Here is a 19,656-nt window from a genome sequence, read left to right as displayed (position 1 = left end):
AAGACTCATGGGAATCCGTAAGCACAAGCCGACGACCCCGGGCCGCCGTGGCTCATCGGTCGCCGACTTCGTCGAAGTGACCCGGTCTACACCGGAGAAGTCACTTCTGCGCCCACTGCCTAAGCGCGGTGGCCGCAACAGCCAGGGACGCGTGACCACTCGCCATCAGGGCGGCGGCCACAAGCGTCAGTACCGTGTCATCGACTTCCGCCGCCATGACAAAGATGGCGTACCGGCGAAGGTCGCACACATCGAATATGACCCGAACCGCACTGCGCGAATCGCTCTTCTGCACTATGCAGATGGCGAGAAGCGCTACATCCTCGCCCCGCAGAACCTCAAGCAGGGCACACAGGTGGAAGCCGGTCTGGGTGCAGACATCAAGCCGGGCAACAACCTTGCCCTGCGCAACATCCCAGTCGGTACCGTGCTGCACGCAGTTGAAATGCGCCCAGGCGGCGGTGCCAAGATCGCTCGCTCTGCCGGATCCTCCGTGCAGCTCGTTGCGAAGTACGGCCGGTTCGCTCAGCTGCGGATGCCTTCGGGCGAAATCCGCAATGTTGATGCTCGCTGCCGTGCGACGATCGGCGAGGTCGGCAATGCCGAGCAGTCGAACATCAGCTGGGGTAAAGCAGGCCGCATGCGTTGGAAGGGCAAGCGCCCATCCGTCCGTGGTGTCGTCATGAACCCGATCGATCACCCACATGGTGGTGGCGAGGGCCGTACTTCGGGTGGTCGTCACCCAGTCAGCCCGTGGGGTCAGTCAGAAGGCCGCACACGCCGGCCGAACAAAGAGAGCGACAAGTACATCGTGCGCCGTCGCCGGACCGGCAAGAAGCGCTGATTGGAGTACTGACTTATGCCTCGTAGCCTCAAAAAGGGTCCTTTCGTCGATGAACACCTGTACCAGAAGGTGGCTCGTCAGAACGAGAAGAACTCTAAAAACGTAATCAAGACATGGTCTCGTCGCTCGATGATCATCCCGGATTTCCTGGGACACACCATCGCAGTACATGACGGACGCAAGCATGTTCCAGTCTTCATCACTGAAGCCATGGTCGGACACAAGCTTGGCGAGTTCGCACAGACACGGACGTTCCGTGGCCACGAAAAGGACGATCGCAAGGGTCGCCGCCGCTGACGCGGGGCACTCTTACGATCCTAGACAAGAGAGAAGGAAGCGATGGAAGCCAAGGCTAAGGCGCGTTACCTGCGCGTCACGCCTCGCAAGGCTCGGCGCGTCATCGACCTCATTCGTGGTCAGCAGGCGACCGAAGCACTTGCAGTGTTGAAGTTTGCAGAACAGTCGGCATCAGATCCGATTTACAAGCTCGTTGCCTCCGGAATCGCCAATGCGCGTACCCGGGCCGACGAGGAGGGCATTGCGTTCGACGAGAACGAACTGGTCATCTCCGAAGCATTCGTGGACGAGGGGCCAACCATGAAGCGGTTCCGCCCGCGAGCTCAGGGTCGCGCTTTTCGCATTGAAAAGCGCACAAGCCACGTTTCAGTGGTCCTGGCCAGCGGTGACGACCTGCCTCAGCGCAAGAGCCGGAAGGGGAACCGTTAATGGGCCAGAAAATCAATCCGAACGGATTCCGACTCGGAATTACCACGGATCACAAGTCAAAGTGGTTTGCTGACTCGACTAAGCCGGGACAGCGCTACAGCGACTACGTGCTCGAAGATGTGAAGATCCGACAGATGATGACCAAGGGCCTTGAGCGCGCTGGCATCTCCAAGGTGAACATCGAGCGCACACGTGATCGTGTCCGAGTCGACATCCACACTGCCCGCCCGGGCATCGTCATCGGGCGTCGTGGAGCCGAAGCCGATCGCATTCGCGGTCAGCTCGAGAAGCTCACCGGCAAGCAGATTCAGCTCAACATCCTTGAGGTGAAGAACGCTGAGATCGACGCGCAGCTCGTTGCTCAGGGAGTTGCCGAGCAGCTCGCAAGTCGTGTGGCCTTCCGCCGCGCGATGCGCAAGTCGATCCAGAGTGCTCAGCGTGCAGGTGCCAAGGGCATCCGCGTGCAGTGCTCCGGCCGCCTCGGCGGTGCTGAAATGAGCCGTTCCGAGTTCTACCGCGAAGGTCGTGTGCCTCTGCACACCCTGCGTGCGAACATCGATTACGGCTTCCACGAAGCACACACCACATTTGGTCGCATCGGCGTCAAGGTGTGGATCTACAAGGGCGATATGACCGACAAGGAGCTTGCTGCCGAGCAGGCGAAGGCTCCTGCAGCTCGTGGCCCCAAGGGCCGTGGGCGCGGCCGTGGAGGCCGTGGTCGTGGACAGGAAGGCGCAGCAGCACCGCGCCGGAATGACGCAGCGCCGAAGACCGAGAACAATGCCGAGGCCCCTGCGGCTGAGGCCGGATCGGAGGGCTGACACATGTTGATCCCTCGTCGGGTTAAATACCGCAAGCAGCACCACCCCAAGCGGGGCGGCGCAGCCAAGGGCGGCACCAAGGTGTCGTTCGGTGACTACGGCATCCAGGCCACAGAGCCTGCCTACATCACCAACCGGCAGATCGAGGCCGCACGTATTGCCATGACGCGCTACATCAAGCGTGGTGGCAAGGTGTGGATCAACATCTACCCAGATCGACCGCTGACGAAGAAGCCTGCCGAGACCCGCATGGGTTCCGGTAAGGGTTCGCCTGAGTGGTGGGTCGCCAATGTCAAGCCGGGTCGGGTCATGTTTGAACTCGCCGGTGTGTCCGAGGAAGTTGCACGCGAGGCGCTGCGTCTCGCGATTCACAAGCTTCCGCTCAAGGCCCGTATCGTGGCCCGCGAAGGTGGTGAGTGAGTATGGCAATCGGTTCGAAGAACCTTTCCATGGACGCACTTGACGGTTATGACAACGAGCGTCTGCTCGAGGAGCTCAAGAAGGCTAAGGCCGAGTTGTTCAACCTGCGCTTCCAGTCGGCCACCGGCCAGCTGGAGAGCCACGGTCGGCTCAAGGCCGTGCGTCGCGACATCGCTCGTATCTACACCGTGCTCAATGAGCGGGAATTGGACATCCGTCCGAACCCCGCTGACGCTAAGGAAGAGGACAAGTGATGGCGGAGACCACCAAGCCCGAGGCAACGCCTGCGGACCGTAACTCCCGCAAGACCGCGCGTGGTTACGTTGTTTCCGACAAAATGGAGAAGACCATCGTCGTCGAGGTGGAGGAGCGCAAGACGCACCGCCTGTACGGCAAGGTTCTTCGCCAGTCGGTGAAGTACAAGGTTCACGATGAGGAGAACGCCGCTGGTGTCGGCGACCTCGTCCTCGTGTCCGAGACGCGGCCGGTTTCGTCCGCGAAGCGTTGGCGGCTCGTCGAGATCATCGAACGCGCCAAGTAAGCCGACGCCACCCCTCCCACCCGGTCCCGCCCACGGTCTCCAGCAGATCGTGGGCGGCTACCGGGAATGGGGTGAAATGTCATTAATCCGTTCCGCAAGGCTCATCCAATCGTGTGAGAACCGGCGCGACGACAGGAGAAAATAGTGATTCAGCAAGAGTCGCGACTCAAGGTCGCCGACAACACTGGTGCCAAGCAGATCCTGGCAATCAGGATTCTGGGTGGTTCCGGTCGGCGTTATGCCTCGATCGGTGACACCATCGTGGCAACCGTCAAAGACGCAATTCCTGGTGGAAACGTGAAGAAGGGTGACGTCGTCAAGGCTGTCATCGTTCGCACCGCCAAGGAACGCCGTCGTCCCGATGGTTCGTACATCAAGTTCGACGAGAATGCAGCAGTCATTCTCAAGACTGATGGCGAACCACGCGGAACCCGTATCTTCGGACCCGTGGGACGCGAATTGCGCGACAAGAAGTTCATGAAGATCGTCTCCCTGGCACCGGAGGTGTTGTGAGCATGGCGAACAAGCTCAAGATCAAGAAGGGCGACCTCGTCCAGGTGATTGCAGGCGCCCGTCAGTCACGGGGTGGCGATCGTGGGAAGCAGGGCAAGGTTCTTGCCGTGTACCCGGAACGCAACCGCGTCCTCGTTGAGGGCATCAACCGCGTGATCAAGCACAAGAAGGCAACGCAGACTCAGGCCGGCGGCACTGCCGGTGGCCGTGAGACTCACGAAGCCCCAATCCACGTGTCCAACGTGGCGCTCGTTGATCCTAAGGACAACAAGCCCACCCGCGTCGGATACCGCGAGGAAACTGTGGAACGCGATGGTCGGGATAAGACTGTCCGCGTCCGCGTCTCGCGTCGCACCGGGGAGGAGATCTGATGACGGAAACAACAACGAGCCGTCCAGCGCCACGCCTCAAGCAGGTTTACCGCGATGACATCGTGGCCAAGCTGCAGGACGAGTTCAACTACGCAAACCCCATGCAGGTTCCCGGTCTGACCAAGGTCGTCGTGAACATGGGTGTGGGTGACGCAGCACGCGATTCGAAGCTGATCGAAGGCGCAATCAACGATCTCACTCTGATCACCGGTCAGAAGCCGATCGTGACTCGGGCGAGGAAATCCATCGCCCAGTTCAAGTTGCGCGAAGGTCAGCCCATTGGAGCCCACGTCACCATGCGTGGAGCCCGTATGTGGGAATTCGTCGACCGTGTCATCTCTCTGGCTCTTCCGCGTATCCGCGACTTCCGCGGCCTCTCGGATCGTCAGTTCGACGGGAACGGTAACTACACCTTCGGTCTCACGGAACAGTCGATGTTCCACGAGATCGATCAGGACCGGATTGACCGCGTCCGGGGTATGGATATCACAGTTGTGACTACAGCGAACACCGACGACGAGGGACGTGCACTTCTGCGTCACCTCGGGTTCCCGTTCAAGACCAAATAATCGCTACGTTGCAGGTCCAAGCACGCATTGCGTGGGCGGAAACCGTAACGAGGAAGGGCTAGAGCCCAAATGACAATGACTGATCCAGTCGCAGACATGTTGACACGTCTGCGGAACGCCAACTCGGCTTATCACGAGGACGTCAGCATGCCGTTCTCCAAGCTGAAATCCAACATCGCTGAGATCCTCAAGAGCGAGGGCTACATCACCGGTTGGAGCGTCGAAGACGCTCAGGTCGGTAAGACCCTCCTCATGGACCTCAAGTTCGGTCCCAACCGCGAGCGTTCGATCGCCGGCCTGCGCCGTGTGTCGAAGCCCGGGCTGCGCGTCTACGCGAAGTCGACCAACTTGCCTAAGGTCCTCGGTGGACTCGGCATCGCCATCCTGTCGACCTCGTCAGGTCTCCTGACTGATCGTCAGGCCGCCAAGAAGGGTGTGGGTGGGGAAGTCCTCGCCTACGTCTGGTAAGGAAGGAGAGAAGAATATGTCACGTATTGGCAAGAACCCGATCTCCGTCCCGAATGGCGTAGAGGTCAAAATCGATGGCCAGGATGTCGCCGTCAAGGGACCTAAGGGCGAGCTGTCCGTCACCATCGCCGAGCCGATCACCGTATCGCTCGACGAAGGCGTCGTCACAGTGGCCCGTCCGAACGAGGAGCGCGAATCGCGTTCGCTGCACGGACTGTCCCGCACCATGATCAACAACATGATCGTCGGTGTGACCGAGGGCTACTCGAAGGCTCTCGAAATCGTCGGCACCGGTTACCGCGTGCAGGCCAAGGGATCGAACCTCGAGTTCGCTCTGGGCTACAGCCACTCGATCACCGTTGAACCAGCTGAGGGAATCTCCTTCACGGTCGACGGACAGACCAAGCTGGCCGTTCACGGCATCGACAAGCAGCTGGTCGGAGAGACCGCTGCCAACATCCGGAAGCTGCGCAAGCCTGAGCCTTACAAGGGCAAGGGTGTTCGCTACGTCGGAGAAAATGTCCGTCGCAAGGTCGGAAAGGCTGGTAAGTAGAGATGGCCTTTGGCAAAAAGGAAAGCTACGGCAAGGGCAGGGCTGCGGCCCGCAAGCGTCGTCACGCTCGTCTGCGCAAGCATGTCAGCGGTACGCCGGAACGCCCACGCCTGTCAGTGACTCGCTCCACGCGCCACGTCTTTGTCCAGGTCATCGACGATACCGTCGGCAAGACCTTGGCATCGGCCTCCACCATGGAAGCCGACCTGCGCACACTCGACGGTGATAAAACCGGCAAGGCCCACAAGGTCGGCGAACTGGTAGCCCAGCGCGCCAAGGAAGCCGGCATCGAAGCTGTTGTATTCGACCGTGGCGGCAACGCCTACCATGGACGTGTACAGGCAATCGCCGAAGGTGCACGTGAAGGAGGATTGGCCCTATGAGCACTGAAGAGAACAAGGAACAGCAGCCAGCTGCTGAGACCCGCACCGATAGCAACAGTGATCGCTCCTCACGTGGCCGCGGTCAAGGTGGTCAGGGTGGTCAGGGCGGCCAGGGTCGTGGACGCGGCGAAGGTCGTGGACGCGGCGGTCGCGGTGACCGCGAAGAGAAGAGCCAGTTCATCGAGCACGTCGTGACGATCAACCGTGTGTCGAAGGTCGTCAAGGGTGGACGTCGGTTCTCCTTCACCGCCCTCGTCGTCGTCGGTGACGGAGACGGCATGGTCGGCATGGGCTACGGCAAGGCTAAGGAAGTTCCTGCAGCCATTGCCAAGGGTGTTGAGGAGGCGAAGAAGAGCTTCTTCCGCGTCCCCCGCATCCAGAAGACCATTCCGCACCCGATCCAGGGTGAGACCGCTGCCGGTGTCGTCATGCTTCGGCCTGCCGCTCCCGGTACCGGCGTCATCGCCGGTGGTCCGGTGCGTGCGGTCCTCGATGCTGCCGGCGTTCAGGACATCCTGTCCAAGTCGCTGGGATCAGCCAACGCAATCAACATCGTTCGCGCGGCGATCAAGGCCCTCCAGAGCCTCGAACGCCCAGAGCAGGTCGCGGCACGCCGTGGTCTGCCTGTGGACGAGGTCGCCCCTCACGCATTGCTGCGGGCGGCTGCTGAAAGCGAGAGGAAGTCCTGATGGCAAAGCTCAAGGTAACCCAGCGCAAGTCCGATATCGGTGGCAAGCCGAACCAGCGCGCGTCGCTGCGATCGCTTGGACTGAAGCGGATCGACGATGTGGTGGTGTGCGAAGATCGCCCGGAAATCCGGGGAATGATCAACGTCGTGCGTCACCTCGTGACTGTGGAAGAGGTGGATTGATATGTCGAATGACGACTCACTGAAGGTCCACGATCTCCGTCCTGCCCCTGGAGCAAAAACCGCCAAGACCCGTGTCGGTCGTGGTGAAGCTTCGAAGGGCAAGACAGCCGGACGCGGAACCAAGGGCACACGTGCCCGCTACCAGGTTCCTCACGGCTTCGAGGGTGGACAGACTCCGATGCACATGCGTCTGCCTAAGCTGCGCGGGTTCAAGAACCCCGCAAAGGTGACGTTCCAGGTTGTCAATCTTGACAAGCTGTCGGCCTTGTACCCAGAAGGCGGCGACGTCACTGTCGCCGATCTGGTTGCCAAGGGCGCCGTGCGTCCAAAGCAGCCCGTGAAGGTTCTGGGCACCGGTGAGATCACCGTTGCTCTGAACATCACTGCGGACAAGGTCTCGGGTTCAGCACTCGAGAAGATCCTGGCTGCAGGCGGAAGCGTCAGCGAAGCCTGAACAGCACTCGCACAGCGGGTCTGAACTCTCAGGGTTCCTCAGAAGGGGCGGTCACATTGTGATCGCCCCTTCTTCGTGCTCGAATTCTCGAGCCCGCGACCTGGGCGAAGATGCCTCAGAGTCGGTTTCGACACAGTCCCGACGATATCGGGGCTGAGCAGTCGTCCAAGCCGCCTCTCGGTTTCAGCCTGACGGTCATAGCCTGGTAGTCTTTTGCAGGTATTTGTCTTATTCGCCAGGTCGTATCTTCGACCCTGACTTTTTCATCCCCCAATGAGGAGGACGCTTGATCGGCGCAATTCGGAGGGCCTTCAGAACGCCCGACCTGAGGAACAAACTCCTCTTCACCCTGGGCATTCTCGTCATCTTCCGGCTCGGTTCGTTCATTCCCTCGCCGGGAATCGACTACACGCAGGTCCAAGAGTGCGTGGCGTCCCCGCAGCTGAATGAGGGCGGGTTCGCGATGATCAACCTGTTCAGCGGTGGTGCACTGCTGCAGCTGTCGATCTTCGCTCTGGGCATCATGCCCTACATCACCGCCAGCATCATCGTGCAGCTTCTGCGCGTGGTCATTCCGCGCTTCGAGTCGCTCCACAAAGAGGGCGCCTCAGGCCAGGCGAAGCTCACCCAGTACACGCGCTACCTGACCATCGGGCTGGCCGTGCTCAATGCCACTACCCTCGTGTCCACCGTGCGCTCGGGAGCGCTCTTCGGTTCGATCGAAGGCTGCACCGACCTCATCACCAACGACACCTGGTGGGGCATCGCCGTCCTCGTCATCACCCTGGTGGCAGGCACCGGCCTCATCATGTGGCTCGGCGAGCAGATCACCGAACACGGAGTGGGCAACGGAATGTCGCTGCTCATTTTCACCTCGGTGGCTTCGGCCTTCCCGTCGTCGCTGGGAGCGATCTTCCGCGAACAGGGCATCGACATCTTCCTCATCGTCATCGCCGTCGGTCTGGTGCTCGTGGCCCTCGTCGTGTTCGTCGAGCAGTCCCAGCGCCGCATCCCGGTCCAGTACGCCAAGCGCATGGTTGGTCGACGGATGTTCGGCGGGACCTCGACCTACATCCCGATCAAGGTCAACATGGCCGGTGTGATCCCGGTGATCTTCGCTTCCTCGGTTCTCTATCTGCCGAGCCTGATCTCGCAGTTCTTCGATCCCGAGAGCAAATGGGTGGAGTGGATCAACACTTACTTCACACGCGGTGACCACCCCATCTACATCGCCACTTACGCCGTGCTGACGATCTTCTTCGCCTACTTCTATGTCGCGATCACCTTCAACCCGGAGGAAGTCGCCGACAATATGAAGAAGTACGGCGGCTTCGTCCCCGGCATCCGTGCAGGAAAGCCCACAGCCGACTACCTGAGCTTCGTGCTCAGCCGCATCAACTTCCCGGGCTCGCTCTACCTTGCCTTCATCGCACTGATTCCGCTGATCGCGCTGGTTCTCATCAACGCGAACCAGAACTTCCCGTTCGGCGGCACCTCGCTTCTGATCGTGGTGGGAGTCGGTCTCGAGACCGTCAAGCAGATCGATGCACAGATGCAGCAGCGCCACTATGAAGGTCTGCTGCGCTGACCGACCCCGACCGCGGAAATCCATTGGAAGGAAATACCTTATGAGCTCACGCATCATTCTGATCGGCCCCCCTGGCGCCGGCAAAGGCACCCAGGCCGCACGACTGTCCGAGGCGCTGAACATCCCCGCGATCTCGACCGGTGACATCTTCCGTGCGAATGTGAAGGGCGAAACCGAACTGGGCAATCTTGCCAAGCGCTATATGGACGCCGGCGAGTACGTCCCCGACGAGGTGACCAATTCGATGGTCGCTGATCGACTGGGCCAGGACGATGCTGCTGAGGGATTCCTCCTCGACGGCTACCCGCGCACCAGCGCACAGGTCGACGAGCTCGATCGGATCCTCGCCGCTCAGGGCCATGAGATCGAGCAGGTCGTCGAGCTCACCGCTGATATCGACGAGGTCGTCGCCCGTCTCCTGGCGCGTGCACAGACCGAGGGTCGCAGCGATGACAGTGAGGACGTCATCCGTCACCGCCTGGACGTCTACGCCGAGCAGACTCAGCCCTTGACCGACATCTACCGCGAACGCGGCCTGCTGCGCCAGGTCGACGGACTCGGTGAAGTCTCTGAGATCACCGACCGAATCCTCGACTCCATTCGATGATCTTCGGTCCCCGGATCGAGCTGAAGTCCCCTGAACAGCTGGTCACGATGCGCCGGGCAGGCCTGCTCACCCACGCGGTGCTGAAAGCTGCTCGCGGGGCAGCAGTCCCGGGTGCGACCACCGCCGAGGTGAATGCGGCCGCCGAATCCGTGATCACCGAGGCGGGGGCTCAGTCCAACTTCCTTGGCTACCAGGGGTTCCCCGCCGTTGTGTGCATCTCCGTGAACGAGGAGATCGTGCACGGCATACCGGGCGAGCGGGTCCTCGAGTCCGGGGATCTCGTGTCCATCGACGGCGGAGCCATCGTCGATGGGTTCCACGGTGATTCTGCTTTCACAATGATTATCGGCGGAGACGCCGCTGGATCGAAGGCGGACATCGCACTCTCCCGGGCCACGGAGAAGGCCATGTGGGTGGGCATTGCCGCGTTCGCAGCAGGGAACAAGGTCAGTGACATCGGGGATGCCATCGACGATCACGTGTCACGCGAAGCCCCCGATCTGGGACTCGTGGAGGAGTTCACAGGCCATGGCATCGGAACAGCTATGCATATGCCGCCCGAGGTTCTCAACTATCGGGCGCGTTCGAACGGGCCCAAGATCAGATCGGGAATGTGCCTCGCGATCGAACCCATGCTCACCGCCGGCAGCAGCGAGACCATCACCCTGGCCGACGGCTGGACCATCGTGACCGATGACGGATCACGTGCCAGCCATTGGGAGCACAGCGTCGCCAGACATGATGGGGGAGTCTGGGTACTCACCGCTGAGGATGGGGGAGTGGCTGGTCTGGCACCCTTCGGAATCACTCCTGTTCCTCCGGCCGGTGTTTGAAGCAGATCGTCGATTCAGGTCTGCGGCGTCGGCTGTTTTCGCTTGAGGTCATTCGTCGTCACGATGTGCATGATGACGAACAGCGCCGACGCTGACATGAGACTCAGTGCGAACATCCATGCCGCGGTCTCCTGAATCCCGAAGCCTGCGATCATAAACGCGGCGAAGGTGATGAAGGCCGTGATCGCTCCGCTCAGCACCGCGGCGGTGCGTGCGGTCTGGAAGGCCCGCTGATTCTTTTCGTACACTCTGTCGTCCATGATGCTGCTCCTCGTGCTCGTGACCGTCTTTCCGGCCTGCTCGACAGGATCCTTGCGCTTTCACGTTAGGATCTGGGCATGACGGGTGTCCACGATCACACGAAACGTCGGGAAGATGTGGGCGATCGGTATCGTCTGACCCGCATCGCCTTCGACGTCATCTCCGCCTTCGGCTGTCTGCGCGCTCAGGGTCTGCCCGGGCCCGTGATCGTCGGTGTCCTGGCCGAACACGGCTATTCGTCCTCGAGCGTGCACAATCAGCTGGTGCGGATGGTTCAGCGCAACATTCTGACCAGCGAGAGACTCGGACGAGTCTCCATCTATCGATTGAGTCCGCGCATACTCTCCGGCTTCATGGACATCGCGGGTGACCGCGAGGAACCGACTTTTGAGGGCCGGTTCCACTGTGTGATGTACTCGATTCCCGAGTCAGCGCGGATGCAGCGTGACCGGTTCCAGTACGTGAGCAGAATGCTCGGGTACCGCCAGCTGCGCCCCGGACTGCTTCTGTCCTTTGCGGATCTCTCAGACGCACTGTCGGCTCAGCTGCCGGCAGTCGTCGAACCGGGCTGGTGCGAATACGCGACGATCGAACCTGCGGAAATGGCTTCCGCGAAACGAATGACTGCGCGAGCCTTCGACGTAGAGTCCGCGACTCTTGAGCTTCCACCGCTTGAGAGCGAGCTGGCTGCACTGAGCCAGGATGGCAGCCACCCGGGTGGTGGACTCCCAGAGATGCCGTTGGTGAAGTTCTTCGACATCTATTTCGAGGTCGCGCGAGCAGTCATGACGCATCCGATACTTCCATCGGAGCTGGTCGGATCCGAGCAGCCTGCCGTGCGCTTCCGCACTCTCATGGACCGCTGCAACTTGGAGTACTACCTGAGATTCGACCAGCAGATCCTGGAGTGTGCTGGTTCGAGCTCAGCCTTCGACCTCATCGAGTGGCTGCCGAACAGCTGAGCCGACTGTGTCCGATGGGAGCACTGTGCTGACTCCGAGCACTGTGCCGGTTCAGACCACTGTGCTCGGTCAGAGCGCGGCGGCGATGCGTTCGATCGCTTCGGTGAGCAGGGGGCGCGGAAGTGCGAAGTTGAATCGGATATGACCTGCGCCGATTTCACCACACAGGCGCCCCTCGGTGATCGCGACGTGGGCCTGGGCATTGAAATGTTCGGATAGACCGGTGTCGAGTCCATATCCCCGCAGATCCAACCACGCCAGGTACGTGCCCTCGGGCGGGAGGAACGTGGCATTGGGCAGATAGGTAGCCACGAGGTCGGTCAGAAGCTCACGATTGCCCTTGAGATAAGCGGTGATCTCGGCCAGCCAGTCACCTGACTGGGTGTACGCCGCTGTGGTGGCCAAGATGCCGGGGTTCGAAGCCGCCCCCGAGACGAAGTTGCCCTTCTTCGCCCAGATCGCGCGGTCATCTGCACTGGTGAAGATGAGCTGCGCGCATTTGAGTCCGGGAATGTTGAACGCCTTGGACGCGGCCGTTGCCGTCGCAGTATGGGACGCAGTGGTCTCATTGAGGCTGGCATAGGGAATGTGACGGGCCGGTTCGTAGACGAGGGGTGCGTGAATCTCGTCGGAGAACACACGTGCATCATTGCGCTCGACTACCTCGGCGAGCTCCAGAAGCTCACTCTCCGTGTACACCTTCCCGATCGGATTATGGGGATTGCACAGAACCAGGGTAGCCCCGGGCACCAGCGCGGCATCGACTGCATCGAGGTCGACGGACCACCCTGTCTCGGACCGGATCATCGGCACCTCGATGAGCTCTCGTCCTGTCACTGCGGCGACATCGAAGAAGGGCATGTAGGCGGGCGTCGGAAGGACGATCGGGGTGTCGGCCGGGGTCAGGTGAGTGAGGATGCCCAGGAAGCTTGCGATGACATCACTGGCGAGCTCGACATACTGCTCCGGGAACTGCCAGCCGTAGCGTTCGGCGCAGAACGCCGAGGTAGCCGATTTGAGGTCGGAGACGATCGACTGCGGTGCATAGCCGAAGAGATCACGCGCATCGACCTCGTGCAGTGCCTGGCGCACGCCTGGTGAGACACCGAAGTCCATCTCTGCGATGAACGCGCCGAGGCTGCCCGGAAAGCTTGACCACTTGCGTCCGCCTTTGGCGATGAGTGAGTCTTCTGAGATCGAGTCCAGGTCCTGCACGTGATGCTCCTTCGTTGGCCGTTGCGAGACTGTCCGCTTTCACGCTAGCAGGGGAACCCCCGCGTGCGCGGTTCGTTCTGACATGCACGGTCACGGACTACAGTGGACCGTGCGACAGGATCCGGACCCGGTCATTGAAACAATTGAGAGGCGGTGGTCGCGATGTCTGCACAGCCGCAGTCGGTATTCCGCCGGAATCAATGGGCTCTGAGCCTGGCGCAGCTGTTCTCCGGCGTCGGCATCGCCACAGGGTTCGCCGTCGGCGGGATCCTGGCGGAGCGTCTGACCGGACGCACGGAGCTCGCCGGATTCGCGCAGACGGCGTCCATCCTCGGCGCCGGACTGCTTGCGGTTCCACTGGCGAAGCTGGCCGAACGCAGAAGCCGGCGCTTGGCATTGGCCAGCGCCTACGCGATCGCGCTCTGCGGTGCCATTCTCATCGTGGCCGCGATCCTGTTCGGCATCGACATCGCCTTCTTCATCGGCATGGGCTGCTTCGGGGCGGCGACGGCCGCCGGGCTGCAGGGCCGCTATGCGGCCACGGATGCGGCTCCCGACCATCTCAAAGGCTCAGCGATGTCCGTGGTCGTCTGGGCCACGACGATCGGATCCGTCATCGGACCCAACCTCTCAGGACCCGGTGCCGGACTCGGCCGAGCCCTGAATCTCGACCCATTGTCGGGTCCGTTCGTCATCGCGAGCGCAGGCTTCGCTCTTGCCCTGCTCAGCGTCATCTTCCTGCGCCGACTCACACCCGCCACACGAGATGAGTCCTCGGCATCCCCTCGCCGAGGTGGCACCTGGCAGGCCATCAGACGGTCCCCGAGCGCGCTCATGGGTCTGCTGTCCGTGGTCACCGGGCACATGATCATGGTGGCGACAATGGTGATGACACCGCTTCACATGGACCACCACGGGCTCGGCCTCGAACTGATCGGCATTACGATCGGCGGCCATATCCTCGGCATGTACGGACTGTCCCCGGTCTTCGGCTACCTCACCGACAGATATTCCGCCGGTCGGGTGATTCTCCTCGGCCACGGACTGTTCGCCGTGTCCTTGGTCCTCGGATTCATCGATGCTCTCGGCGAGTCGTCGTTCATCCGTTTGTCGGTAGCCCTGTTCGCGTTGGGGCTGGGGTGGAGCGCATGCCTTATCGCCGGATCCACCCTGCTGACCAAAGAGATCGATCCCGCGCATCGCATGTCGGTGCAGGGACTCTCAGACGCAGGAATGAACTTCGGGGCCGCCGCGTTGGCGGCACTGTCCGGGCCGCTGTTGGCCTTCGGCGGGTTCGCATCGATCACCCTGATGGGCTTCCTCGTGCTCGCGATCGCCGTCATCGTGAGCATCCGAGCCGGGTACGGAACTCGACACACGACCTGAGCCTGGGACCGCCTCGGCGAGGGAGAGAATGATTGTAAGGGACTTCACTCCCGTAAGCCAGCACCGTGTGGAAGAATCTTCGGCCATAGTGTAGGGTTGTTGATTGGTCTGTTCTCACTCAACTCACCCTTTTTCAGTTGTGGGCGGCATTTGCCATCCGCAACTTTTCATGTGGTGAGGTGGGCCACGGACCATGGGGTCGTCGGGGTAAATCGACGATACACGATTACGTCGAACGCGAAGTTTTCGCGGGAATACGAGGTTAGCGAACGATATGGCCAAAAAAGAAGGGGTCATTGAGATCGAAGGCGCCGTTGTCGAAGCCCTCCCGAACGCATCGTTCCGGGTTGAGCTGAGCAATGGGCATAGGGTGCTTGCGCATATCTCAGGAAAAATGCGACAGCACTACATTCGAATTCTCCCTGAGGACCGGGTCATCGTGGAGCTGTCTCCATACGATCTTTCGCGTGGGCGAATCGTTTACCGCTACAAGTAAGGATCTTCGATCATTCGTACCCGCCCCTGCGCAGGGGTAAGGGTCGGAAGAAGGAAAAACCATGAAGGTTAAGCCAAGCGTCAAGAAGATCTGCGAGAATTGCCAGATTACCCGCCGTCACGGCCGGGTCATCGTCATCTGCTCCAACCCGCGTCACAAACAGCGCCAGGGTTGAGCAGCTCTTCGAGCAGACAGAGGCACCCGCAAGGGGCTTCAGCAGCACCACACCCGCGCAGACCTCGCCATCTGCACCGCCTCTAGCGCGGTGTCAGGACGATACCTTCGGTCGGGGGCCGAGGACCTTGGGACACCAAGGACAGGTCTGCATCAGCACCTCCGGAACTACAACAGGAGATAGTACCTATGGCACGACTTGCCGGAGTCGACATCCCGCGTGAAAAGCGCGTGGAAGTCGCCTTGACTTATATCTACGGTGTGGGCCGCACCCGTGCGCGCCAGACCCTGACGGAAACGGGAATCAGCCCTGATACCCGTGTGAAGGACTTGAGCGATGCCGAGCTCGTCCAGCTGCGTGACTTCATCGAGGGCACATTCCAGGTTGAGGGCGACCTCCGACGTGAGGTTGCTGCCGACATTCGCCGCAAGGTGGAGATCGGAAGCTACGAAGGCCTGCGTCACCGCCGCGGTCTGCCGGTTCGCGGACAGCGGACCAAGACGAATGCGCGTACCCGCAAGGGACCGAAGCGCACCGTGGCCGGTAAGAAGAAGTAATATGCTCACCCGGTTGACCAGCATCAGCCACCTCGATCAGGAGTAAAACACATGCCTCCCAAGTCACGCGCCGCTACAGTGCGCAAGCCTCGCCGCAAGCTCAAGAAGAATATCGTTGCCGGCCAGGCACACATCAAGTCAACGTTCAACAACACCATCGTGTCGATCACTGATCCGACCGGTGCTGTCATCTCCTGGGCCTCCTCAGGTGAGGTCGGCTTCAAGGGTTCGCGTAAGTCGACCCCTTACGCCGCACAGATGGCCGCGGAATCCGCTGCCCGTCGCGCACAGGAGCACGGCCTCAAGAAGGTCGACGTCTTCGTCAAGGGACCAGGTTCGGGACGCGAAACCGCGATCCGTTCGCTGCAGGCCGCCGGTCTGGAACTGGGCACCATTCAGGATGTCACTCCAGTTCCGTTCAACGGCTGCCGTCCCACCAAGCGCCGCCGCGGCTGATCCTTCCGTGTATCTGCGAGCGATGACGGGGCAAGCCCCGGCATCAGTCGCAGAACGGATTCCACGATAAACCGAACCGTTCTTCATGGCTTTAGTCCATGACGTGCAGTGCGAACGTCATATAGCGGATGTTCGCTGAAAGGAAGCCCACGTGCTCATTGCACAGCGCCCAACGCTCACGGAAGAAGTCGTCTCCGAGAATCGCTCACGGTTCGCCATCGAACCACTCGAGCCAGGATTCGGCTACACCCTCGGCAACTCACTTCGTCGTACCCTGCTGTCGTCGATTCCAGGTGCCGCCGTCACCTCCATCCGGATCGACGGTGTGCTCCACGAGTTCAGCACCGTTCCAGGAGTCAAGGAGGATGTCACTGAGTTCATCCTCAACCTGAAGTCCCTGGTCGTGTCCTCGGAATTCGATGAACCGGTCGTTGCCTACCTGCGCAAGCAGGGCCCCGGCACCGTGACTGCCGCCGATGTCTCTGCTCCTGCCGGAGTCGAGATCCATAACCCAGATCTGCATATCGCCACGTTGAATGGTGAAGGCCGTCTGGACATGGAGCTGACCATCGAACGTGGACGCGGTTACGTTTCGAGCGCTCAGAACAAGAATGCGGATGCAGAGATCGGTCGGGTCCCCGTTGACTCGATCTACTCGCCGGTTCTCAAGGTCACCTACAAGGTCGAGGCTACTCGTGTTGAGCAGCGCACCGACTTTGATCGCCTGGTGCTCGACATTGAGACCAAGCCGTCGATGACCCCACGCGATGCGATTGCATCTGCGGGTAAGACACTGGTCGAACTCTTCGGCCTGGCGCGGGAACTCAACGTCGAAGCCGAAGGCATCGAGATCGGACCCTCGCCGGTTGACGCAGCTCTGGCTGCCGATCTGGCACTGGCCATCGAGGATCTCGATCTGACCGTGCGCTCCTACAACTGCCTCAAGCGCGAAGGAATCCACACCGTCGGCGAACTCGTTGCTCGCAGCGAAGCCGATCTGATGGATATCCGCAACTTTGGTTCGAAGTCGATCGACGAAGTGAAGGCCAAGCTCAACGAGCTGGGTCTGAGCCTCAAGGACAGTCCCGCCGGGTTCGAGCCCGGTCTCGTTGATGAGGACCAGTCCTACGTCGAAGACGAACAGTACTGATTAAGACCTAGGAGTAAGACACTATGCCAACCCCAACCAAGGGTCCTCGTCTCGGAGGCTCCCCAACACACGAGCGCATGATGCTCAACAACATGGCTGCGGCCCTGTTCGAGCACAAGAAGATCACCACGACCGTGACCAAGGCCAAGCGCCTGCGTCCGGTGGCGGAGCGCATGATCACTCACGCCAAGAAGGGCGACCTCGCCGCCCGTCGTCGCGTGCTTGGTAAGATCGGCGACAAGTCGGTCGTGCACGAGCTGTTCACCTCGATCGCCGAAACGATGGCCGATCGTCCCGGTGGATACACACGTATCACCAAGATCGGTCCCCGTGCCGGTGACAATGCGCCCATGGCCGTCATCGAACTGGTTCTCGAGCCCTACTCGCCGAAGCAGGCAACTGTGAAGGAAGCCGAGCAGGCTACCGAGACCGCAGCCGCCGAGAACGAGACCGAAGAGGTCGTCGAAGAGGCTCCTGCAGAGACCACCGAGGAAGCAGCCGACTCGGCCGCAACCGAAGAGGTCGCTGAAGAGGCAACCGACGAAAGCGCCGAAGACACCAAGTAAGGCTCTTCAGTCGCAACATCTCAGGCGGGCACCCTATGGGTGCCCGCCTGAAGTGCATTCACAGGAGAGTGGTCGCGCGTACCTCGCATACGGGATGCAAGAGGATCCTCAGCACGCCCCGTCAGCAGCATGTCGCACTCCTAAGTCGGTCAGGAACGACTCAGCGGCTGTTCCCCGGTAGTGGTGGAGGAACAGCCGCTGAGTGTAGGGCGCTATGAAGTCGGCGGGCTCAGCTCGCCCGACGACCGTGTGGCCGTCAGGCGAGCCGCTGGCCCTCACTACACGCGCGAGAGCTCGATAGACTCGTCGAATTCACGGTCTGTATCCGCATCGGGTTTGTACGTGAACTTGCTGACCACGACCGCCACAATGAGGTTGATGGCGAAGCCTGGGATGATCTCGTAGATCTGCTCGGTCAGCGGGGTGCCGAGCTGTCCCCAGATGAACGCGACAGCCGCACCGGAGATGAGGCCGAAGAGTGCGCCCCAGTTGCTGAGCTTCTTCCAGAACAGGGTCAGCAACACGATCGGCCCGAACGAAGCGCCGAAGCCGGCCCAAGCGAATGCCACCAGGTCGAGGATGCTGTTCGACGGCTCGATCGCCAACAGAACGGCGATGATAGCGATGACGAGGATGCCGAGGCGTCCGAGCAGAACATAGGTCTTGTCCTGCAGAGTGCGCTTGGAACCAGTACGCAGCGACACGATCTTGTAGAGATCCTCGATGAGTGCTGAAGACGTGACGACGAGCTGCGATGAGATCGTCGACATGATCGCCGCGAGCACAGCCGCCAGAACGAGACCTGCGATGAACGGGTGGAACAGGATCTGTGCGAGATCAAGGAATACCGTCTCCGGGTCGGCCGGCTCCATGTTGGCGTGGTCGGAGAAGTATGAGATCCCGACGATCGCAGTGGCAACGGCACCGAGAGCCGAGATTCCCATCCAACTCACACCGATCCGGCGAGCAACCTTGGCATCGGCCGGGGTCCGCAGGGCCATGAACCTCACGATGATATGCGGCTGGCCGAAGTAGCCCAGGCCCCACGCGAGAGCGGAGATCACAGCCAGGTAAGTGCCGCTGGCCCAGAACGGCCCGCTGCCGAGGACATTGAGTAGGCTGGGGTTGATCTCCTTGACGTTGGAGATGACGGTTGCCGGTCCGCCGGCATTGAACACGGCGACGACCGGCACCGCGATGAGCGCCACGAACATCAGCAGACCTTGGGCGACGTCGGTGAGTGTGGCGCCGAGGAATCCGCCGAAGAGCGTGTAGATCATGGTGATGGCCGCGACGAGGAGCATTCCGGCCATATAGTTCAGCCCGAAGCTCGATTCGAAGAACTTCCCGGCAGCGACCATGCCCGAGGACACGTAGAAGGTGAAGAATACGAGAATGATGACACCGCAGACGATGCGCAGCAGGCGTGTGTTGTCCTTCAGCCGCTGTTCGAAGAAGCTGGGAATGGTAATCGAATCGCCGGCCTTCTCCGTGAAGGCACGCAGACGAGGCGCCACGAACTTCCAGTTCACCCAGGCTCCGACGGTCAGGCCCACAGCCATCCAGGCTTCGACCAGTCCACCCACATAGATGGCTCCGGGCAGTCCCAAGAGCAGCCAGCCCGACATGTCAGATGCTCCGGCGCTCAGTGCCGCAACGCTGGGGCGCAGCCCGCGGCCAGCCAGCATGTAGTCGTCGAAGCTGTTCTTGGTTTTGCGGTACGCGAACCAGCCGATGGCCAGCATTCCTGCAAAGTACAGGACGATTGCAATTGTGCGGAAAGCGGTTTCCGTCATTATTAAGTCGTCTCCTTTTGTAAACCGGGGCGACTCTACAACGGATTGCGCAACGGGTGTGAATTGCCTAAGAG

The 19,656-nt window shown here is 61.0% G+C and carries 30 protein-coding genes; 27 read left to right on the top strand and 3 right to left on the bottom strand.

Translation table 11 applies throughout. From position 1 onward, the window contains the following. Positions 1–7 precede the first annotated feature (7 nt). From rplB to map, 19 genes are all read left to right on the top strand, one after another. Positions 8–844, top strand: a complete 837-nt coding sequence (rplB, locus tag JFC13_RS18130; RefSeq protein WP_198398434.1) for a 50S ribosomal protein L2 — start codon at positions 8–10, stop codon at positions 842–844. A 15-nt stretch (positions 845–859) separates the two neighbouring features. Continuing rightward, the gene (rpsS, locus tag JFC13_RS18125) at positions 860–1,141 is read left to right on the top strand and encodes a 30S ribosomal protein S19 (RefSeq protein ID WP_009883565.1); all 282 of its coding nucleotides are present in this window, start codon (positions 860–862) and stop codon (positions 1,139–1,141) included. A 42-nt stretch (positions 1,142–1,183) separates the two neighbouring features. Next, positions 1,184–1,570, top strand: a complete 387-nt coding sequence (rplV, locus tag JFC13_RS18120) for a 50S ribosomal protein L22 (protein WP_009883564.1) — start codon at positions 1,184–1,186, stop codon at positions 1,568–1,570. Then, on the top strand, positions 1,570–2,391 hold the full coding sequence (gene rpsC, locus JFC13_RS18115; RefSeq protein ID WP_009883563.1) for a 30S ribosomal protein S3: 822 nt from the start codon (positions 1,570–1,572) through the stop codon (positions 2,389–2,391). Before rplV ends, rpsC begins: the two co-directional genes overlap by 1 nt. Before the next feature lie 3 nt (positions 2,392–2,394). Further along, on the top strand, positions 2,395–2,811 hold the full coding sequence (gene rplP, locus JFC13_RS18110) for a 50S ribosomal protein L16 (protein WP_009883562.1): 417 nt from the start codon (positions 2,395–2,397) through the stop codon (positions 2,809–2,811). Between the two features lie 2 nt (positions 2,812–2,813). Further along, positions 2,814–3,065 (top strand): 50S ribosomal protein L29, encoded by a 252-nt coding sequence (gene rpmC, locus JFC13_RS18105; protein ID WP_009883561.1) that lies wholly within the window; start codon positions 2,814–2,816, stop codon positions 3,063–3,065. Then, a complete protein-coding gene (gene rpsQ / locus JFC13_RS18100; protein ID WP_101574502.1) occupies positions 3,065–3,352 on the top strand; it encodes a 30S ribosomal protein S17 in 288 nt (95 codons plus the stop codon). The genes rpmC and rpsQ overlap by 1 nt, the downstream gene beginning before the upstream one ends. A gap of 144 nt (positions 3,353–3,496) precedes the next feature. After that, positions 3,497–3,865: a 50S ribosomal protein L14 gene (rplN, locus tag JFC13_RS18095; protein WP_009883559.1), complete on the top strand. Its 369-nt coding sequence runs from the start codon at positions 3,497–3,499 to the stop codon at positions 3,863–3,865. Between the two features lie 2 nt (positions 3,866–3,867). Further along, a complete protein-coding gene (gene rplX, locus JFC13_RS18090; RefSeq protein WP_101621025.1) occupies positions 3,868–4,236 on the top strand; it encodes a 50S ribosomal protein L24 in 369 nt (122 codons plus the stop codon). Continuing rightward, entirely contained in the window at positions 4,236–4,805 is a 570-nt protein-coding gene (gene rplE / locus JFC13_RS18085; RefSeq protein WP_096161012.1) for a 50S ribosomal protein L5, read from the top strand. The genes rplX and rplE overlap by 1 nt, the downstream gene beginning before the upstream one ends. Positions 4,806–4,874: 69 nt before the next feature. After that, positions 4,875–5,273, top strand: coding sequence for a 30S ribosomal protein S8 (gene rpsH, locus JFC13_RS18080; protein ID WP_009883556.1), 399 nt, complete (start codon positions 4,875–4,877; stop codon positions 5,271–5,273). 16 nt (positions 5,274–5,289) lie between these two features. Then, on the top strand, positions 5,290–5,826 hold the full coding sequence (gene rplF, locus JFC13_RS18075) for a 50S ribosomal protein L6 (protein ID WP_143921952.1): 537 nt from the start codon (positions 5,290–5,292) through the stop codon (positions 5,824–5,826). 2 nt (positions 5,827–5,828) lie between these two features. Then, positions 5,829–6,209, top strand: a complete 381-nt coding sequence (gene rplR / locus JFC13_RS18070; protein WP_198398433.1) for a 50S ribosomal protein L18 — start codon at positions 5,829–5,831, stop codon at positions 6,207–6,209. After that, positions 6,206–6,898, top strand: coding sequence for a 30S ribosomal protein S5 (gene rpsE, locus JFC13_RS18065; RefSeq protein ID WP_232488779.1), 693 nt, complete (start codon positions 6,206–6,208; stop codon positions 6,896–6,898). The genes rplR and rpsE overlap by 4 nt, the downstream gene beginning before the upstream one ends. Then, entirely contained in the window at positions 6,898–7,080 is a 183-nt protein-coding gene (gene rpmD, locus JFC13_RS18060; RefSeq protein ID WP_143921951.1) for a 50S ribosomal protein L30, read from the top strand. Before rpsE ends, rpmD begins: the two co-directional genes overlap by 1 nt. Position 7,081: 1 nt before the next feature. After that, the gene (gene rplO / locus JFC13_RS18055) at positions 7,082–7,534 is read left to right on the top strand and encodes a 50S ribosomal protein L15 (RefSeq protein ID WP_198398432.1); all 453 of its coding nucleotides are present in this window, start codon (positions 7,082–7,084) and stop codon (positions 7,532–7,534) included. Between the two features lie 286 nt (positions 7,535–7,820). After that, on the top strand, positions 7,821–9,122 hold the full coding sequence (gene secY, locus JFC13_RS18050) for a preprotein translocase subunit SecY (protein ID WP_198398431.1): 1,302 nt from the start codon (positions 7,821–7,823) through the stop codon (positions 9,120–9,122). 40 nt (positions 9,123–9,162) lie between these two features. Then, positions 9,163–9,729, top strand: a complete 567-nt coding sequence (locus tag JFC13_RS18045; RefSeq protein ID WP_198398430.1) for an adenylate kinase — start codon at positions 9,163–9,165, stop codon at positions 9,727–9,729. After that, positions 9,726–10,562: a type I methionyl aminopeptidase gene (gene map, locus JFC13_RS18040; protein ID WP_198398429.1), complete on the top strand. Its 837-nt coding sequence runs from the start codon at positions 9,726–9,728 to the stop codon at positions 10,560–10,562. Before JFC13_RS18045 ends, map begins: the two co-directional genes overlap by 4 nt. Before the next feature lie 14 nt (positions 10,563–10,576). Here the strand turns inward: map and JFC13_RS18035 are convergent, their stop codons facing one another. Further along, positions 10,577–10,822 (bottom strand): hypothetical protein, encoded by a 246-nt coding sequence (locus JFC13_RS18035; protein ID WP_198398428.1) that lies wholly within the window; start codon positions 10,820–10,822, stop codon positions 10,577–10,579. 78 nt (positions 10,823–10,900) lie between these two features. Here JFC13_RS18035 and JFC13_RS18030 point away from each other — a divergent pair, with 78 nt between their 5' ends. After that, positions 10,901–11,785 carry a PaaX family transcriptional regulator gene (locus JFC13_RS18030; protein WP_198398427.1) on the top strand — a complete coding sequence of 295 codons (885 nt, stop codon included), beginning with the start codon at positions 10,901–10,903 and terminating at the stop codon, positions 11,783–11,785. A 69-nt stretch (positions 11,786–11,854) separates the two neighbouring features. Here the strand turns inward: JFC13_RS18030 and JFC13_RS18025 are convergent, their stop codons facing one another. Next, positions 11,855–13,000: a MalY/PatB family protein gene (locus JFC13_RS18025; protein ID WP_198398426.1), complete on the bottom strand. Its 1,146-nt coding sequence runs from the start codon at positions 12,998–13,000 to the stop codon at positions 11,855–11,857. 162 nt (positions 13,001–13,162) lie between these two features. Here JFC13_RS18025 and JFC13_RS18020 point away from each other — a divergent pair, with 162 nt between their 5' ends. The 7 genes from JFC13_RS18020 to rplQ all read left to right on the top strand — a co-directional run bounded on the left by JFC13_RS18020 (position 13,163) and on the right by rplQ (position 17,786). After that, on the top strand, positions 13,163–14,386 hold the full coding sequence (locus tag JFC13_RS18020) for an MFS transporter (RefSeq protein WP_198398425.1): 1,224 nt from the start codon (positions 13,163–13,165) through the stop codon (positions 14,384–14,386). Positions 14,387–14,660: 274 nt separating this feature from the next. Then, positions 14,661–14,882, top strand: a complete 222-nt coding sequence (infA, locus tag JFC13_RS18015) for a translation initiation factor IF-1 (protein WP_101574514.1) — start codon at positions 14,661–14,663, stop codon at positions 14,880–14,882. A 61-nt stretch (positions 14,883–14,943) separates the two neighbouring features. Beyond that, a complete protein-coding gene (gene rpmJ, locus JFC13_RS18010) occupies positions 14,944–15,057 on the top strand; it encodes a 50S ribosomal protein L36 (RefSeq protein WP_009884960.1) in 114 nt (37 codons plus the stop codon). Positions 15,058–15,245: 188 nt separating this feature from the next. Then, positions 15,246–15,614 carry a 30S ribosomal protein S13 gene (gene rpsM, locus JFC13_RS18005; protein WP_092102951.1) on the top strand — a complete coding sequence of 123 codons (369 nt, stop codon included), beginning with the start codon at positions 15,246–15,248 and terminating at the stop codon, positions 15,612–15,614. Positions 15,615–15,665: 51 nt separating this feature from the next. Continuing rightward, positions 15,666–16,070 (top strand): 30S ribosomal protein S11, encoded by a 405-nt coding sequence (gene rpsK / locus JFC13_RS18000; RefSeq protein ID WP_009884958.1) that lies wholly within the window; start codon positions 15,666–15,668, stop codon positions 16,068–16,070. 151 nt (positions 16,071–16,221) lie between these two features. Next, the gene (locus JFC13_RS17995) at positions 16,222–17,220 is read left to right on the top strand and encodes a DNA-directed RNA polymerase subunit alpha (RefSeq protein WP_143921942.1); all 999 of its coding nucleotides are present in this window, start codon (positions 16,222–16,224) and stop codon (positions 17,218–17,220) included. Between the two features lie 23 nt (positions 17,221–17,243). Then, positions 17,244–17,786, top strand: coding sequence for a 50S ribosomal protein L17 (gene rplQ, locus JFC13_RS17990; RefSeq protein WP_198398424.1), 543 nt, complete (start codon positions 17,244–17,246; stop codon positions 17,784–17,786). A gap of 278 nt (positions 17,787–18,064) precedes the next feature. Here rplQ and putP read toward each other — a convergent pair whose 3' ends face one another. Continuing rightward, the gene (gene putP / locus JFC13_RS17985; protein WP_198398423.1) at positions 18,065–19,582 is read right to left on the bottom strand and encodes a sodium/proline symporter PutP; all 1,518 of its coding nucleotides are present in this window, start codon (positions 19,580–19,582) and stop codon (positions 18,065–18,067) included. Positions 19,583–19,656 lie beyond the last annotated feature (74 nt).

The organism is Brevibacterium antiquum, from assembly GCF_016107655.1.
GTDB lineage: Bacteria > Actinomycetota > Actinomycetes > Actinomycetales > Brevibacteriaceae > Brevibacterium > Brevibacterium antiquum.
This window is presented reverse-complemented; position numbering and strand designations above follow the sequence as displayed.